15 protein-coding genes are annotated in these 16,161 nt (G+C 58.6%); 7 read left to right on the top strand and 8 right to left on the bottom strand.

Annotated features, from left to right (window positions below; translation table 11 throughout):
- Positions 1-84: 84 nt before the first annotated feature.
- On the bottom strand, positions 85-1,149 hold the full coding sequence (locus CCGE531_RS20600) for an ATP-binding protein (RefSeq protein ID WP_245459404.1): 1,065 nt from the start codon (positions 1,147-1,149) through the stop codon (positions 85-87).
- A gap of 395 nt (positions 1,150-1,544) precedes the next feature.
- Between CCGE531_RS20600 and CCGE531_RS20595 the strand changes: the two genes are divergently transcribed.
- Positions 1,545-2,117, top strand: a complete 573-nt coding sequence (locus tag CCGE531_RS20595) for a cytochrome b (protein ID WP_245459327.1) — start codon at positions 1,545-1,547, stop codon at positions 2,115-2,117.
- Between the two features lie 326 nt (positions 2,118-2,443).
- Here CCGE531_RS20595 and CCGE531_RS20590 read toward each other — a convergent pair whose 3' ends face one another.
- The 5 genes from CCGE531_RS20590 to CCGE531_RS20570 all read right to left on the bottom strand — a co-directional run bounded on the left by CCGE531_RS20590 (position 2,444) and on the right by CCGE531_RS20570 (position 7,251).
- Positions 2,444-3,328, bottom strand: a complete 885-nt coding sequence (locus CCGE531_RS20590) for an HlyD family efflux transporter periplasmic adaptor subunit (protein WP_245459325.1) — start codon at positions 3,326-3,328, stop codon at positions 2,444-2,446.
- A gap of 28 nt (positions 3,329-3,356) precedes the next feature.
- Positions 3,357-4,091, bottom strand: coding sequence for an ABC transporter ATP-binding protein (locus CCGE531_RS20585; protein ID WP_120667337.1), 735 nt, complete (start codon positions 4,089-4,091; stop codon positions 3,357-3,359).
- 4 nt (positions 4,092-4,095) lie between these two features.
- A complete protein-coding gene (locus tag CCGE531_RS20580; protein ID WP_120667335.1) occupies positions 4,096-5,232 on the bottom strand; it encodes an FtsX-like permease family protein in 1,137 nt (378 codons plus the stop codon).
- 2 nt (positions 5,233-5,234) lie between these two features.
- On the bottom strand, positions 5,235-6,572 hold the full coding sequence (locus CCGE531_RS20575; RefSeq protein ID WP_245459324.1) for a TolC family protein: 1,338 nt from the start codon (positions 6,570-6,572) through the stop codon (positions 5,235-5,237).
- Positions 6,573-6,828: 256 nt separating this feature from the next.
- Complete coding sequence (locus CCGE531_RS20570) at positions 6,829-7,251, bottom strand: SH3 domain-containing protein (protein WP_120667332.1); 423 nt, start codon at positions 7,249-7,251, stop codon at positions 6,829-6,831.
- 317 nt (positions 7,252-7,568) lie between these two features.
- Between CCGE531_RS20570 and CCGE531_RS20565 the strand changes: the two genes are divergently transcribed.
- On the top strand, positions 7,569-8,027 hold the full coding sequence (locus CCGE531_RS20565; RefSeq protein WP_120764129.1) for a hypothetical protein: 459 nt from the start codon (positions 7,569-7,571) through the stop codon (positions 8,025-8,027).
- 89 nt (positions 8,028-8,116) lie between these two features.
- On the opposite strand, the gene CCGE531_RS20560 is transcribed toward CCGE531_RS20565, so the two are convergent.
- Positions 8,117-8,809 carry a response regulator gene (locus tag CCGE531_RS20560; RefSeq protein WP_120667328.1) on the bottom strand — a complete coding sequence of 231 codons (693 nt, stop codon included), beginning with the start codon at positions 8,807-8,809 and terminating at the stop codon, positions 8,117-8,119.
- Positions 8,810-9,421: 612 nt separating this feature from the next.
- Between CCGE531_RS20560 and CCGE531_RS20555 the strand changes: the two genes are divergently transcribed.
- Positions 9,422-11,779: an Orn/Lys/Arg decarboxylase N-terminal domain-containing protein gene (locus CCGE531_RS20555; RefSeq protein WP_120667326.1), complete on the top strand. Its 2,358-nt coding sequence runs from the start codon at positions 9,422-9,424 to the stop codon at positions 11,777-11,779.
- Between the two features lie 21 nt (positions 11,780-11,800).
- Entirely contained in the window at positions 11,801-12,361 is a 561-nt protein-coding gene (locus CCGE531_RS20550; RefSeq protein ID WP_120667325.1) for a GNAT family N-acetyltransferase, read from the top strand.
- 119 nt (positions 12,362-12,480) lie between these two features.
- Here the strand turns inward: CCGE531_RS20550 and CCGE531_RS20545 are convergent, their stop codons facing one another.
- Positions 12,481-13,380: a GNAT family N-acetyltransferase gene (locus CCGE531_RS20545; RefSeq protein ID WP_162943965.1), complete on the bottom strand. Its 900-nt coding sequence runs from the start codon at positions 13,378-13,380 to the stop codon at positions 12,481-12,483.
- A 238-nt stretch (positions 13,381-13,618) separates the two neighbouring features.
- Here CCGE531_RS20545 and argE point away from each other — a divergent pair, with 238 nt between their 5' ends.
- From argE to CCGE531_RS20530, 3 genes are read left to right on the top strand one after another with little or no spacing between them, the layout of a single operon-like run.
- A complete protein-coding gene (gene argE / locus CCGE531_RS20540; RefSeq protein WP_120667323.1) occupies positions 13,619-14,743 on the top strand; it encodes an acetylornithine deacetylase in 1,125 nt (374 codons plus the stop codon).
- Positions 14,744-14,771: 28 nt separating this feature from the next.
- Positions 14,772-15,695 carry a glyoxylate/hydroxypyruvate reductase A gene (locus tag CCGE531_RS20535; RefSeq protein ID WP_120667321.1) on the top strand — a complete coding sequence of 308 codons (924 nt, stop codon included), beginning with the start codon at positions 14,772-14,774 and terminating at the stop codon, positions 15,693-15,695.
- A 22-nt stretch (positions 15,696-15,717) separates the two neighbouring features.
- Positions 15,718-16,074, top strand: a complete 357-nt coding sequence (locus tag CCGE531_RS20530) for a cupin domain-containing protein (protein ID WP_120667319.1) — start codon at positions 15,718-15,720, stop codon at positions 16,072-16,074.
- Positions 16,075-16,161 lie beyond the last annotated feature (87 nt).

The following is a 16,161-nucleotide window of genomic DNA, read 5'->3' as shown; positions in this document are numbered from 1 at the left end:
TTACCGGATGTCATTCATCCATCGCGGCATCCAACCGGATCGCGGCCTCGGCGGGGACAATGCCCACGGAGCAGCCGGAACGCTCTATGCTTGGACGTGCTTCAACGGCAAACGAATTTCGATCGCCAATCCAGGACCCTGCTGATCGACGATAAGCGCCTCGCCGCCATGTGCTATAGCTATTCCGCGCACAACGGAAAGACCCAATCCTGAACCACCTAGAGCGCGTGTCCGGGATTCATCAGCGCGCCAAAATCGTTCGAAGGCGCGTTCGCGGCCCATGTCCTTCAGCCCTGGCCCATTATCCGCGATCCGTATGAAAACGTAATCCAACTTCTGCCCAGTGTGCAATTCAACCTTGCTGCCTGGCGCATATCGGCGACAATTCTCCAGCAATGCCAACACGGCTTGCCGGATCTTGGTCCGATCAGCCATCGAGACCGCCGGCGCGAAATAGCCGTCCAATGTTATTCCAGCGCGTCTCAGTTCTTCCGCGATGGATTCGAGAATGCCCCTCACCTCCCTTGCCAGATCAACCGTATCGAGTTCGAGATCCAGTTTTCCGGCACTACTCAGTGCCAGCGTGCGCAGCTCCTCGACGATCGTGGACAAATCGTCTACGTGCGCGATCAGCCGAACGTAAAGATCCGAGCTCGGCTCGAATGTCCCATCAAGCAAACCCTGCAGTCGTCCGCGAAGAATGGTCAGCGGGGTGCGCAGCTCGTGGGCAATGGACGAGTTGGAATATTTGAGCTCGGCTTCCGCTTTGCTCAGGCGCTCCGCCATTGAATTGAAGTCCTCGACCAAAGCGTGAGCCTCGTGGAAAGCAGGCCGGACTTTTGGTGCTCTCGCCGTGAAATCGCCTTCCGCGATCGCTCGCGCGGCGGAGGCAACTGCTTCCAGAGGCTCGACTATCGTCTTTGTAAGACGCCAGCCGGCAATGGAGGCCACCACGAGGCCAATCGCGAGAATTATGCCGATCAGGACGAAGTCACTGATCTGCCATTTGGTTTCATCAATGATATCGGGATAAAGCCATTGCTCCACCCAAACATAGTAGATGGTGATGCCTAGATAGGTGACGATGAAGGCGATCAGCGCCACGATGAGCATCGCCTTAACGATGTAGCCGTTCAGTCTCTTAATCATCACGATCACTCAGTTTGTCGGAACCCTGTGACGAAACAGTCGGATATTGACCAACTGCCGCAGGGAATCCCGAGCACAATCAAAGGACGGCAAAATACCACGATGCCGGATGGCGAAGCCGTTCATTTATCACTTCAGTCGCTCTTTCGCCTCGACGATTGACAACTTTCTTTGCCAAGTGGGTCGCGCCGTTCCACGAGATCTCCACGAACTGACAGCGCGACATCCACAATTATCGCCTTAGATGGGAAGGAAGCTGAGTTGTCGATATGGTTCGTTTTCTGCCTGGAATTTAATGGTCGCGATGCTGTGTGGCATTGTGTTTTCCATTCTTCTCGCTACATCGCAAATCCTCACGAACCAAGACGGATTCCCCATTCTGGAAAGGAGCTGGCATGATTGAACACCCGCGCAAAAGCGGCATTATGAAATATCCGTTATCAATGCGGGTTCTTCACTGGCTGCGTGCAGCTCTAATCCTGGGTTTGCTGGCATCCGGCTGGTATATGACCCGGCTTCCGGAGGACGCCGTCGCGACATCAGGCTTTTTGTATCCCAACCACAAGCAGTTTGGCGTTCTGGTTTGGCTTCTGGCATTGGTGCATCTCATCTTGTGCTGGCAATATACGACCTCTCTTCCCAACACGCCTTCGAACTTGGCACCCTGGGAAAAATGGCTCGCGCATGTCACGCACCGACTTATCGTTGTCCTGACATTGATCACTCCGTTGCTTGGCTATTCCATGTCGAGCAGCTTCACGCAGAGCGATGGCGTACCTTTCTTTTTCATTTCCCAAATTCCAGAACTCCTGCCCAAGAACGATGCAGCATTCGCGATATTTCAAATGCTGCATAGGTACAGCGCCTACATTCTTTTGACCTGTATCCTTCTGCATGTCGCGGGCACATTGAAGCACAGGCTGACGGACAAGGGTGGAGACACGGATGTACTCCCGCGGATGCTGTAGCAGAGACAGTTCTTCCGTTGCACGACTGTCGCCGACATGTTGCGAGTTCAAGAAGATCTGAGTTCTACCATTGCAGCCGACCATATATGTGCAACGGCGAAGCTCTGGATAGATGATGGCTTTACACAACAGGCATTATCGTTCGGATCCACAAGTAGTTTAAGCAAATCAGACGTAACTGATGCGCTTTTGCTCTGCATTTGACTCCAAATTCGACATTTTCACGCACGTTCGGCATGTGGGATATCGACCTCGTCGCTGCTCTCCGGACAAGACGGCATGGCCGGTCCCTTTGGCATACCGTCGTATGTTCCGGCCCGGCCGCATCATTTTAGGACGCGAATGACGACGCGCTGTCCGATGGCCAAGGGCGCATCGCGTGCGACAGTGATGATGCAGTTTGCCGTTCTCATGTCACTGCGGTCTCCGGAGTTCTCCGTCGATTTTGCATGCGTCAACACTTTGGAGACCCGGCTAATGCGCCCCGAAACCGTTTGCGCCGAGCGCCCCTCGGGGACGATCTCCACAATCATGCCGGGACCGACAAGGTCCAGATATTCTTCCGGAACGTCTGCACGCACAATCCTCGGACCATCCGGCAGCAGGACAAACATCTCGCTCATCGCCTGAGCGGAAACGACCTCCCCGGCCTTGACCGCCTGGCGCACGACGACGCCATCGGCCGGTGCCGTGATCGAACGCAGGCTGACCTCGCGTTTGGCCATTTCGAGACGTTCACGCGCTATGTCCAGAGCCGTTGCCGCTGAGTTGGTTTCGATGACCTGCATCTCATAAGCATCGCCTGCATCCTGGAGCGCCTGATCCGACACGGCCATGCCGGCGGCGGCGCGGCGCATCCTTTCATAGGTCTTCGAAAGGTTCTTCTTCTTGATTGCGAGGAGCTTATAGCGATCGTCCGCCTGGGAGACCTCCTGTTCGGCGATACGAGCCGCGGCTTCCTCCTGCCGGTTGTCCAGAACGGCAAGGACATCCCCTTTGCGCACATAGGCCCCTTCCATCACCTGCACCTCGGCAACGACCCCGTCGCGCACGGCGGTTATCCGATAGAGTCCTCCCTCGACATCGACGGTTCCGCGCGCCGCGGCGGCGATTGCCGGCGTACCGCGTTCGATGGTGTTCGAGTTTTCGTCTGCCTTTGGGACGCCGACGGTCATCCATAGCAGGCCCAATGTCAGGGACAGGCCCAACACGCCAGTCGCCCAAAACCGACGGGTACGCTTAATTTGATCCATGCCAATACTCTCGTGTGTCAATGTCTCGCCCGGAGATGGAACGTTGATCAGCCACCAGGCGCCCGTCCTCCATCCTGAGGAGGCGATCTGCTTTCGAAAACAGGCGTGTATCGTGCGAAACGCACAGAACCGCCGTTCCCAGTTGTCTCGCCGTGTCGCGCAGAATCTCGACGATCCGCTGCCCATTGCCGCTGTCCAGCGCGCTCGTCGGCTCATCGGCAAACAGGATGGCTGGCTCCTTGACGATCGCTCTCGCAATGGCGACCCGCTGTTTTTCCCCGCCCGACAGATGCGAAGGTCGCAAATGCTGGCGGTGCAGCAAGCCGACGCGCTCCAGCGCTTCGAGCGCCTTGGCGCGCGCTTCCGTCTCCGGAACATTCAGGTAGTCCAGCGGCACCTGAACCTGTTCAAGGGCCGTCAGCGCGGGAAACAGGTTGAAGCCTTGAAAGATAAATCCGCAATTTTTCAAGCGAAACGCATCCCGCTGTGCATCCGTCGATGACGAGAGATCGATTTCCCCGGCGCGAAGAAGTCCGCTGTCTGGCTTGGTCATGCCGCCGAGTGTCGCCAAAAGCGTGCTCTTGCCACAACCGGAAGGGCCGCTGAGCACGGTGAATTCACCGCGATAGATCTCGACGGAAATATCGATGAGCGCGTTCGTGCGCACATTCTGGACGGTGAAGGATTTATGGAGATTGAAGGCCGAGATAGCGGACCGCATGAGATCATCTCAACAACGAAGCAGGGTCGGCCTGACGCAGCCGATGAATTGCTAAAAGGCAGGCAAGAATTGCCACGACGAGCACAACGAGCGAAGCAAGAAGGACAACGATGCCATCAAGCACAAAGGGAACCTTATAGACCCGTGCGATAAGGGCTATGAGAAGGCTCAGGCCACCACTTATAATCAAGCCTGAAATACCGACCCAGGCCGCCTGCTCGGCAACAATGGTTCTCAGGCCGCCAAATGGTACGCCAAGCGCTCGAAGCGTGGCATATTGCGGAAGCGCACCTGCTACGGCAGCCATCAGGGTTTGGCTGGTTATGAGCGCTCCAATGGTGGCGGCAATAAGCGTCGCGAAGATAAAAGCGATGCCGGCACCGGAATCGAACAGCATATAGTTGGTCGACATGCTTGCCAGCTGTCCGGAGGGCCAGATCTCGAAGCGTTCGACGGATGCTCTTCGATTGAGGCGCGCGATTACCGCTGATGGATCGCTTCCGGCCTTCACATCGAAGAGGAAATAAGTTGCTGCGCCGTCATCAGGCAGCGCCTGATCGAGCATGCGCGCGGTATCGAGCGAACTGACTACGTTCACCCCGCCTAGACCGCGAAGCCCGTCAATGAGGCCAATGACGTGTACGGTATGGCCATTCACCTCTGCACGATCGCCGGGCTTGGCGGAAAGCTTGTCGCTATCCGAGGCGTCGACGACCACAGCGCCAGGCTCGCGGAGCTGGTCGCGTAGATCCGGCGAAACGACCCGGGCCAGTCCGGCACTATCGGCTTGCGTATCGACACCCACGACCGTGACACTGACGCCGCCGTTGCCCCCGGTCGCCCGCCAATCGCCCGACCCAAGCAGCAACGGCTCGATATGAGAGACAAGAGGCTCCGAATACAGGTTCGTCAAGACGCCAACCTTGACCGTGCGCCCGAGTTCGACACTTTGCGTACCCGGATAGCCAACCCAATAATCGGCATTCGACTGGGACACGTAAAGCGAATTTGCACTCACAATCCCCAAGAGAAGTGCCCCTTGAGCCGTCATGAGCAGCCCGGAGAAAGCAACCGCCGCAACGGCCGGCAGAAAGCGACGCCATTCATAGAGGAGAGTTTTTCGCGCGATCGGCACGGCCATGATCACATCCGCCTTTCCGACGCCGGTGAAGGGATGCCCTGCTCTACAGTGCCCGCTGCCTTATGGAAGGCGATGAGGGCGCGAGCCTCGTCTTCGATGCTGTCGGTCAATGAGGCCCGCAGTTCCAGCAGGTCGAGCGCGCCCCTTATGGATTTCGATCTATCTTCAAGACCTTCGCGAACGAGAATGTCGGCGCCGTTGCGGACCGTGGTAACGCGTTTCAACCGCGATCTCAGTTCCGCCGTTCTCTGTCGTGCGGCGTTGAATTCACGCAGTGCCCTCGACGCTTCCTCATAGGCGACAAGAACGGCCTGCTGATATGCCAGGCCCGCCTCACGGAATTTCGCTTCGCTTGCCGCGACGACATCTTTGCGCCGGCCGAGATCAAATATCGGCATTTGCAGCGATGGCCCGCCGGCGACGCCAAACAACGAGTGACCGGCCGGAGCGCCAATCCCGATTGTTCCCAAAAGGCGCAATTTCGGATAAAGGTCGCTTCTTGCGATACCCACCTGCGCGCCGGCCTGAGCGACTGCGAGTTCGGCTCGCACCACATCAGGTCGTGAGCGCAAGAGATCGGCGGGGCGGCCTTCGATGAGACTTGCCTGTACGACCGGTTGCGATTGAGGCTTGAGAATGTCTGCGGCCGGAATGGAGGTTCCTTCCAGGGTCGCGATTTGCTGCGCTGAGATGGCGATCTCATTTTCCAGCTCGAGACGCTTCGATCTCGCAGCATCGAGACCTAATTTCTGGGGTTCGGTTTCGATTGCCGTGGACAGCCCAACCTGCTCCTTGACGCTCGCAAGCTTTGAATTCCTCTCCAGCAACCCGATCATCTCAACGGCGTCGGCGTGACGTCTCTGAAGTGCCCGCAGGTGAACATAGCTGGCAGCAACTTCCGTCGTTACCGCCAATCTTGCTGCCGCCAGATCCGCGTTCGCGATTGCCGCGCTCAGGTCAGCCGATTTCTGCGCTAGTTTGTCCTGCCCGAAAAGTGCCGCCTCCCAACTGGCCTCGAGGTTCAATTGCAGCGGACGTCGTGTGAAATCGTTGTTGACCCGCGAGCCGGTCGAAGCGTTTGCAAGCGCGACGCCACCAACCTCGGGGCGATAGCCGGCAATCGCGGAATGAGCCATGGCCCTTGCCGCCGCGAGATTCTGTCGAGCCTGCGCAACGGTCAGATTGTTAGCGGCTACACGGGAGACAAGCGATGACAACGTCTTATCGTGGAAACTTTCCCACCATGCGGGGCCACTTGTTCGTACCCGGGAGACCTTGGCAGGCGCTCCCGCGTAGGCCGAAGGCAAGGGTGGTGGTGTCACGGGTAGAGATAGGTCCATCGTTTGACAGGCTGGCAATGCCAATGCCACCACCATCATCGACAAGATGTTATATCGACGCTTGCGTTCGCCTTTCGCTATATCGAGGCTGTTCTTTCGACATATGCCGCGCAGTCGGCATGGAATACTGTAAGATCTGCCGATCATGGTCTTGTCACCAAGCGATCCATTTCGCAGCCCTTGCAATCGCACAGGCTTCCCGCCGCCGGGCGTGTTTCATGAATGTCGCGATCCGATCAAATATTCAATCATGATATCAGTGGATGTTTCGCCAGTTTTCGATCTCGCCATAAAAGTACAGCTTCGAGTAGTTTCGGGACCAGTAAGAATCGATGTCGAATGAAACGATGGCGATGCCCGGCCTTTCCGCGATGCGAACGTAGCTTGGCATCGGCAGCCTCTGGTGATGGTACTCAACGTCGACGTCGGCGGAAGGCATCCATCCCCTTCGCCCCGAGACGGTGACATCGCACCATCTAAATTCTTTCGTGCATCCGAACATATGGACGCGGGAGCCCGCCATCACCATTCCGACGGCCGGAAACCGGTCGCCTGGCCCCGATCGAAGCACAGCATTTGTCTTCGAATATTCCATTGCAGTTGCATGAACGACCACCGGGCATGTCATCGCCAGAGCGCTCGCAACAAATACTTGCTTTACTTCGGCTCGGAACTTCATGTTTCGATGGCATCCTTCTCGATCGTATCAGCGGCAGATCCCATGTCGGAGAAGATCCCCAACGATTGTCCGCGATATGGCCCATTTTTGTGCAGATTGCGTGGAGATAGTGTATGGGTCGAGTGAAGAAAGGCGATTTCGAAGGGTGAAGATGGCCCCGCTATCATGTCCAGCGCGGAGCCGGCTGAAGATAGCGGTAATCCGCTGGGACAGCGATCAGCCACATCGCAAATTCTCAAGCAAACGTGCACCCAATGTCCACGCAATCGTGCTGAATTTCCAAACGCCTATCACACGACAGATGCTTGGACACGAAAATGGAAATACCGGACGAATCCGATCTATTGAGGCTCCTTAAGAGAGTTCTTCGCGATACCACCTATGAGATTTCTGATTTTGAGGCCCTCGATCGCGCGGCGATCGGATTGCTCGCACAAGCACTGGATCTCCGCTTGATCAGAGATGACAGCACAGGCTGGGACACAGGAGCGCGCTATGTACTCACTGACGATGGTCGCCGTGCGCTGGGTTTGCAAGTAGACTGGTGGATGCCGGAGGATTTGCGGCAAGAGATCTCTTCGGAACCAGGGGCGGCTTCGAACCTTCAGGACAGGCGGGCACCCTGTCGTTCGCCAGCGACGATTACCACGAAATGCTTATGGGGCATCAGAACCCCGCGGGCCGTTTACGAGCCTACGCCGACAATCTGCTTCATTGCCGTGATCTGCGGCATAATTCTCATGACGATGGTCGGCGGCCGCCTTGTTTCCCATTGATCTCGTTTCCCATCGATTTGGGCACTTCGTACCATGATAGCTGCGAAGCCAGACCAGGGCCTCCCCACCGCGGCACCGGCGATAAATGTTTAGCCGAAGTCACCAAGGCGGTAACCTACTCCCCTCACGCCGTTGAGAAGTTCGCCGATCCCCGCGGCCTCCAACTTCTTACGGAGCTTGCTCATATGACTGTCCACGGTTCGATCGAGCGCGTCACCTTCCGGAAGGCATGCATCGACGATCTCGCTTCTCTCGAAAGCGCGGTTCGGGAAAACCGCCATATATTCCAGGATCCGAAATTCAGTCCGTGTCAGGTTTAGAAGAACGCGGTTTTCGCCGTTCTCGACCACAGCCATATGCGCCACCGGATCTATCGCAAGCCTGCCCACCCTCAGCATCTTGTTGGTCGCATTTCCCGTGGTTCGCCTCAGAATGGCCCGCGCCCGCGCGACGACCTCCACGGGATTGAACGGCTTTACGACGTAGTCGTCCGCGCCTGAGCGCAGCCCGTGCAGTTTGTCGATGTCGTCGGCAAGCGCCGTGACCATGATGACGGGCGTGTTCCCCCTTTGCCGGATACTGGCAAGCACGGTATGGCCGTCCAGCTTCGGCAATTTTACGTCAAGGACCACAAGGTCCGGCCTGAGCCGTTGATGATGGGAAAGGCCGATCTCGCCATCCGCTGCCGTCAATACGCGGAAACCTTCGCGTTCAAAATAGCGTTCGAGAATTTCGGAGATTTCCGGCTCGTCCTCTACGATCAAAATCAATGCATTTTCCATCCGCGGCTCCTTCAGCGGCAAGAAACCCCAGACAAGGCCCGCGCGTCAACGCTCCTTTGCCCTTGTTCATGAAACCTCCACGAAACATCCACCAAAGACCAACAATCCCGCTATTGTCTCTGAGGCCGGCTCAAAAAGACCTGAATGATCTTGAACCTCTGCGGGCTTGTTTCCGAGAATGGAGATATGGCTGCCTACGATCAGCGCCTCCACAGGGCGGCGGCTTTTCTCCCGATCTTCAGCTAGCCAGCGTCAGCGATCGGCCGCGCTCAAGCAGTCGCTAGGTGATAACGATTGAGGCCGCGGGCGGATGATCGCTTAAGCTCGACGATGACTTATTGATCGATCCTGCCGCTCCGAACAACCGACCTCGCATGATCAGCCGCCTTGAACGGGCTTGAACCCGACTTCCGCAGATCGAGATTGTCGTTGCGACCAAAATCATCGCGGACGTGGCTGCAGGGTATCGATTTGCGCTGAGGCATGCACAATCAAACGCTACGAATGGCGGAAATGCCATTCTGTTCGAGTGTTTCGGGCATTCGATATTTTGTCACATCCATGTCATGAAATACGTCGACACCTCGTGCCAGATCAAAAGCGGGTACCCAGATGGATTATTTCAGACGTTTCAACTTCCTGTTCGCAACGCCAACCTTCGACAATGAGGATCTGGAGGGCGCCCGCTATAACCAGATCGTCGAGGAGATCGAACGCTCGGGCTTTGAAGTGGTGCGCGCGCGCAATCTCGAAGATGCGGAGATTGCCGTACAGACTGACGCCGCCATCGGTTGCATGCTGGTCGACTGGGGCAAGAAGGGGCTCGAAGGCAAGACGGCCTCTCTCATCAATCTGATGCGCCGGCGCGGCCTCGAATTCCCGATCATCCTGCTCATCCGCCGCAAGCGCTTCGAGGATGTGCCGGTCGAGGTCCTCGATTTCATCGACGGCTATGTCTTCCTGTCCGAAGAGACGCCCGCCTTCATCGCCAAGAGCCTCATCAGCCGGCTCAAGCAATATGCCGAAACGCTGAAGACGCCGTTTTTCGGTGCGCTCGTCGATTATGCCGAGGAAGGCAATCACCTCTGGACCTGCCCCGGGCATAATGGCGGCATCTTCTACAGCCGCAGCCCCATCGGCCGTGTCTTCATGGAGCATCTCGGCGAAGCGGTGTTTCGCGACGACCTCGACAATTCCGTACTCGATCTCGGCGACCTTCTGACCCATGAGGGACCTGCGCTTGCCGCGCAGAAGGAAGCGGCGAAGATCTTCGGCGCCGAAAAGACCTATTTCGTGCTGAACGGCACCTCCACCTCCAACAAGGTCGCTCTGTCGGCCCTCGTTACCGATGGCGATCTCGTGCTGTTCGACCGCAACAACCACAAGGCCGCCCATCACGGCGCCTTGATGATCTCGGGCGGTATTCCGGTCTACTTGCCGACCGCACGCAACCTCTATGGCCTGATCGGTCCCATGGATTTCGCTGAAATGGACGAGGACGCCCTGCGCGAGCGCATCCGCACGCATCCATTGGTGAAAGACCCCGAGGCCTACAAAAAGCCGCGCCCGTTCCGCGTCGCTGTCGTGGAGCAGTGCACCTATGACGGCACCATTCACAATGCCGAGATGATCCTCAAGCGCGTCGGCCATTTGTGCGACTACATCCTCTTCGACGAGGCCTGGGCGGGCTTCATGAAGTTTCACCCGCTCTACGCCGGGCGTTTTGCCATGGGCCTTGCCGATCTCGGCCCGGACGCGCCGGGCATTATCGCCACGCAATCGACCCATAAGCAGCTCGCCAGCTTCTCGCAGGCCTCGCAGATCCACATGAAGGATCGGCATATCACCGGCCAGAAGCGCCGCGTGGAGCACCGGCGCTTCAACGAAAGCTTCATGCAGCACGCCTCGACCTCGCCCTTCTATCCGCTGTTTGCCTCTCTCGACGTCGGCGCGCAGATGATGAAGGGCCGCTCGGGCGAAGTGCTCTGGGACGACACGATCCGCCTCGGCATCGAACTGCGCAAGAAGATCCGCGCCGTGCGCCGCGAATTCGAGGAGAAGGAACATCGCCCCGAGCGTCGCTGGTTTTTCGAGCCCTTCGTGCCGGACCGGGTGGCGATCCCGGATGTGTCCAGCCCCGGCGCCGTCCACAATGTGCCCTGGGAAAGCGTCGCCACCGACCAGCTCGCCACCAATCCCGCCTTCTGGCACCTGACGCCCGACGCGGCATGGCACGGCTTTTCCGCGATGGAACCGGGCTTCGCCATGACCGATCCGAACAAGCTCACCCTGCTGACCCCCGGCTTCGACCGGGCGAGCGGAAAATATACCGAGCACGGCATACCCGCGCCCGTGGTTGCTCAATATCTGCGCGAAAACCGCATCGTTGCGGAAAAGAACGACCTCAATTCGCTGCTGTTCCTGCTCACCCCCGGCGTGGAGGCAAGCAAAGCCGGTACCTTGATCAGTGGTCTTGTCGCCTTCAAGAGACTCCATGACGACAATGCTTTGCTGGAGGAGGCGATTCCCGAATTCTATCGACGCCGTCCGGGCCGCTACGCGGGCGTGCGGCTGCGCGATCTCTGCGCGGAAATGCACAACTTCTTCCGTCAGGCCGATGTCAGTGCGCTCCAGACAAAGCAGTTTTCCGCCGACCACCTGCCGCCGATCGCCATGTCGCCGCATGACGCCGCGCGCTGCCTGGTGCGCAACGATGTGGACTATCTGCCGATCGACGCCATTGCCGGCCGCATCGCAACGACGCCGTTCGTCGTCTATCCGCCGGGGATTGCGACCATCGTGCCCGGCGAGCGCCTGACGGAGCAGGCAAAGCCGATGATCGACTATCTCAAGATGTTCGAGACCTGCTTCAATACCTTCCCCGGCTTCGAGGTTGAAATCCAGGGACTCTATCGCGAGATTGATGCATCCGGCAAAATCCGACTCTATACCTACGTCGTCGCGGAATAGGCTGGAAAATTCGGATTGGTCATGAAGCAGGATAAAGCAATCGTCGTTCGCCCGTCCCGGGAGAGCGACGTCGATGCCATGTTGGCGATCTATCGCCGCCATATTCACCGCGGCGTCGAGGCTGGTGTTGATGATAGCGACACGCCGCAACCGGACGACCTGCGGGAACGGCGCAAGAATTTAAAGGACCGCCGATTCCCGCATGTCGTTGCGATCGAAGGCGAGAAGGTCGTCGGCTATGCTTATGTGGTGCTGTTCCGCAAACGCCCGGCCTACCGCTACACAGTCAAGCATTCGATCTATGTGCATCACGACCATGTCGGCCAGGGTGTCGGGAGCCTGCTCATGCGCGGGTTGATCGACACCTGCGCGGCGGCCGGCTTCCGGCAGATGATCGGCTATATCGACGCAGACAACGTCGCTTCGCTCGCACTGCACGAACGCTTCGGCTTCGCCCGCGTCGGGTTGTTACCGGCGGTTGCCTATCGCTACGGCCGCTGGGCCGATACGGTCATGGTCCAACGCTCACTCGCCGCCGGCTCGACCACCCCACCGCCACCGCCGGCCCTCTCCACCCGCTGAAACCACCCATGATAGTCTCCTATGTTGAACATAACATATAAAGCGTTCAACGTAGAAATAAGATACATGTTCGGCTTCAACTCACTTAGCGGCGATTTATCACAAGGCGCGCTTCGCAATTATCCGAAAGACTGCGAAGCGAGGGCAAAAACGATCGGGGAACCTGTGTTCGGGCTCCCATAGGCGGCTGCCTCGGAAGAAACCATTGTTGTCACGGTGTCGAAGACGGACATGCCGCTTTGCTGGACGAAACCGGCAAATGAGCCAGTACCGTAGTGGGTATCGAGCCGGAGAAAACTGCCGACATGCGCGACGACATGCGGATGAACGACGGAAATTGCATCTTCCTCGCAATAGGCAACGACGGGACCGACGACATGACCGCGGCCGAAGCGGCGCCGCATGGAATAAGCCATCAGCTTTTCGCCCTCATAGAGACCGTAGCAGATGGAACTCTCGAACAACCGCTGAAGATGCTGGTAGCGCAGCGTGCCGAAAGCGGGCTCATCCAAGGCAGCGACGCCATCCAGATCACCACGTTCGAGCCGCCTCAGCTGAAGCCCCGGCTTGATATTGCCGACTTCAGGCACGGATAGAACCTCACCCTGACACTGAAAAACCGTCTGTTGCGGCATGAACCCGAGTGTCGCGCACATCCGGCGCGCCGCTCTTGTCGCATTCAGCCTTAACCGTTCCTGACGGCATTCGGCCAGCATCCGTTGGACCAGCCACTCCGCCGTCCCATTCGTCTGCAGGCGCGGCGCGGTGATCAGCATGCCGAATGTGGCGAAATGCTCTCCATGCGGAAACCACATGGTCGAGCCGGAAACCCTGTCGATTTCGTCAAGCGCCACAAAGCCGCGGCCGACATCCCGCAGATGTTGCCAGTCCAGCAATCGATGCGGCCATCCGACCGACATCGAGAGAGCCTGAAGCTGTGACAGAGCGACATCCGCAATGTCGGCAAAACGCAGTTCGAATGCATCGACATGCAGTCTCTCGGGTATCTTTGTATCCATTCGTGATCCGGCCGCCATCCGATCTTCCGACTGCTTGTTCGCGCAAGCCGGCATCATGCTTTGGCGACCTTAGCCGAGGCCGCGCAAAACATTTCACTGCGTATGCAAATGCCGACGCAAGAATTGACCGTATGAGCAACGCTTTCGGCAGGTATTCTTCTGACAGTCGCCTAACCTTCTCGCTGATCACAACGTCACTTGCCCAGACGAGGACGGCAATCGGAGATTGGGAACAGCAATGCAGGCAGCGGACATCCTGGCAAAACTGGTCGGTTTCAATTCCGTCGTCGGAATGCCGAATGCTGAAATCGTGGAGTGGATCGGTGCCCATCTGAAGTCCTTCGGCGCTACCGTCGATATTATTCCCGGCCCCGAGGGTGATCGGTCGAACATTTTCGCGACGATCGGCCCGCGTGACAAACCGGGTTATGTCCTCTCCGGTCACATGGATGTCGTGCCGGCCAACGAGGCGGGATGGGCGAGCAATCCCTTCGAGCTGCAGGTCGATGGCGAGAGGCTATATGGCCGCGGCACCAGCGACATGAAGGGCTTTCTGGCCGCGTCCCTGGCTGCTCTGCCGATACTCGCGGCAAACCCCCTCCTGCGGCCAATTCATTTTGCCTTTTCCTATGATGAGGAAGCAGGTTGCCGTGGCGTGCCGCATCTCATTGCGCACCTGCCGGAGCTTTGTGAAACGCCGCTCGGCGTGATCGTCGGCGAACCGAGCAACATGCGCGCCATCCTCGCGCATAAAGGGAAATCAGCGGCCCGCATCACCCTGAAGGGACGTTCCGGTCATTCGTCGCGCCCCGACCTCGGCCTCAATGCCATCCATGCGGCCACCGAGGTCCTGCTGGCAGCCGTTTCGACCGCACATGCTCTTGCCCAGGGACCATTCGAAGCAGAGTTCGAGCCGCCTTATTCATCGGTTTCGGTTGGCATCATTCACGGCGGGCAGGCCCTCAACATCATTCCGGATCTCTGCGTGCTCGAAGCCGAAGCGCGGGCAATTTCCGGCGCGGACCCGGCAGCCCTGCTCTTACCGGTGCGTGAGGCCGCCGCCGCGCTTGAGCGCCGGGGCTTCCAGATCCAATGGGAGGAACTAAGCTCCTATCCCGCCCTATCTCTTCCCCGGGCCGCCCCCCTTGCCGGCCTGCTGACCGAGCTGACTGATATCGAGCCGCTGGCCGCCGTCAGCTACGGCACCGAAGCCGGACTCTACCAGCGCGCCGGCCTCGAGGCGATCATTTGCGGTCCGGGCGACATCGGGCGCGCGCACAAGCCGAACGAATTCATCCTCACGGACGAACTCGCCGCCTGCCAGGCCATGATCGAGGCTCTTGGCCGTCGTTGCCGGGCATGATGCCGCAAGACCGAAGAATGGATAGCCCATGACGTTCCTTTTCAACTCGGATGCCCGCCGCGGCCATATCTTTCAGCAGGCCTTCGCCCAGGAGCTGCCGGACATCTCGTTTTCCATGGATCCGCTGTCGGTCGATCCCGACGCCGTGCGCTATCTGATAAGCTGGACGGTTCCGGACGACTTGCCACGCTATGGCAATCTCGAAGTTCTCTTTTCCATCGGCGCCGGCATCGATCAATTCGACACGGCACAGATCCCCGCTCGCGTAAAAGTCGTCCGGATGGTCGAAGACGGCATCACCCGCATGATGCAGGAATATGTGACGCTTGGCGCCCTCGCGCTTCACCGCAATCTGCCGACCTATCTCAGCCAGCAGCGCCATCAGGTCTGGAATGCCTTGCCACAGGTTCAGGCCGCCGAGCGCCGCATCGGCGTGCTGGGGCTCGGGAACCTTGGGCAGGCCGTGCTCGAAAGGCTGAAGCCGTTCGGCTTTTCGCTTTCCGGCTGGAGCCGCAGTCAACGCGAACTGGAAGGCGTTGCCTGTTTTGCCGGCGAAGCAGGACTCCAGGCCATGCTTTCCGAGACCGATATTCTGATCTGCCTGCTTCCGCTAACCGACGAGACCCGTGGTTTTCTCAACGCCGATCGCTTCGAGAAGCTGCCCCAGGGTGCGGGCCTTGTGCATGTCGGTCGCGGACCGCAGCTCGTATCGGAAGATCTCCTGGCCGCGCTCGATAATGGCCGGCTTGCCGGCGCCGTGATCGATGTCACCGATCCCGAACCGCTGCCCGCCGGACATCCCTTCTGGAACCACGAACGCATTCTGCTGACGCCACATATCGCAAGCGTCACTCAGCCCCATAGCGCCGCGCGCGCCGTCATCGACAATATCAAAAGGATCCGGGCGGGCATGGACCCGCTCGGCCTCGTCGACCGCCGCCGCGGCTATTGACCTCACCCTCGAAAGGAACCCGATGTCCCTCCTGAAGACGATTGACCCTAACCCCTCCTTCGCACCGCGCGAAAACGTCGTCGCTCCGGAGCGGCTGATCTCGGGCGATCCGAAGCTCAAGACCTGGGCACAGGATACCGCCCGCAACGAGACGGTGCACACCGGCGTGTGGGAGGCGACCCCTGGCATCAGCCGTTCGATCAAGGGCGAGACCTTCGAATTCTGCCACATCCTCTCCGGCGTCGTCGAACTGACCCCGGAAGGTGGCGAGCCCGTCGTCTATAGGGCGGGCGACAGCTTCGTCATGAAGCCGGGCTTTGTTGGAATCTGGAAGACGATCGAAACCGTCCGCAAGATCTACGTGACCGTCACCCCTTGAGTTCGGCTGCACGGCGCTGCCAAAGAATACGCTGCCGGACCGCCTCAAAACGGGTTTTTCCGCCGCGCCGGCCGACGCGATCGGATC

Source organism: Rhizobium sp. CCGE531 (assembly GCF_003627795.1).
Classification (GTDB): Bacteria; Pseudomonadota; Alphaproteobacteria; order Rhizobiales; family Rhizobiaceae; genus Rhizobium.
The sequence above is the reverse complement of the archived record's forward strand: the minus strand, read 5'-3'. Positions and strand labels throughout refer to the sequence as shown.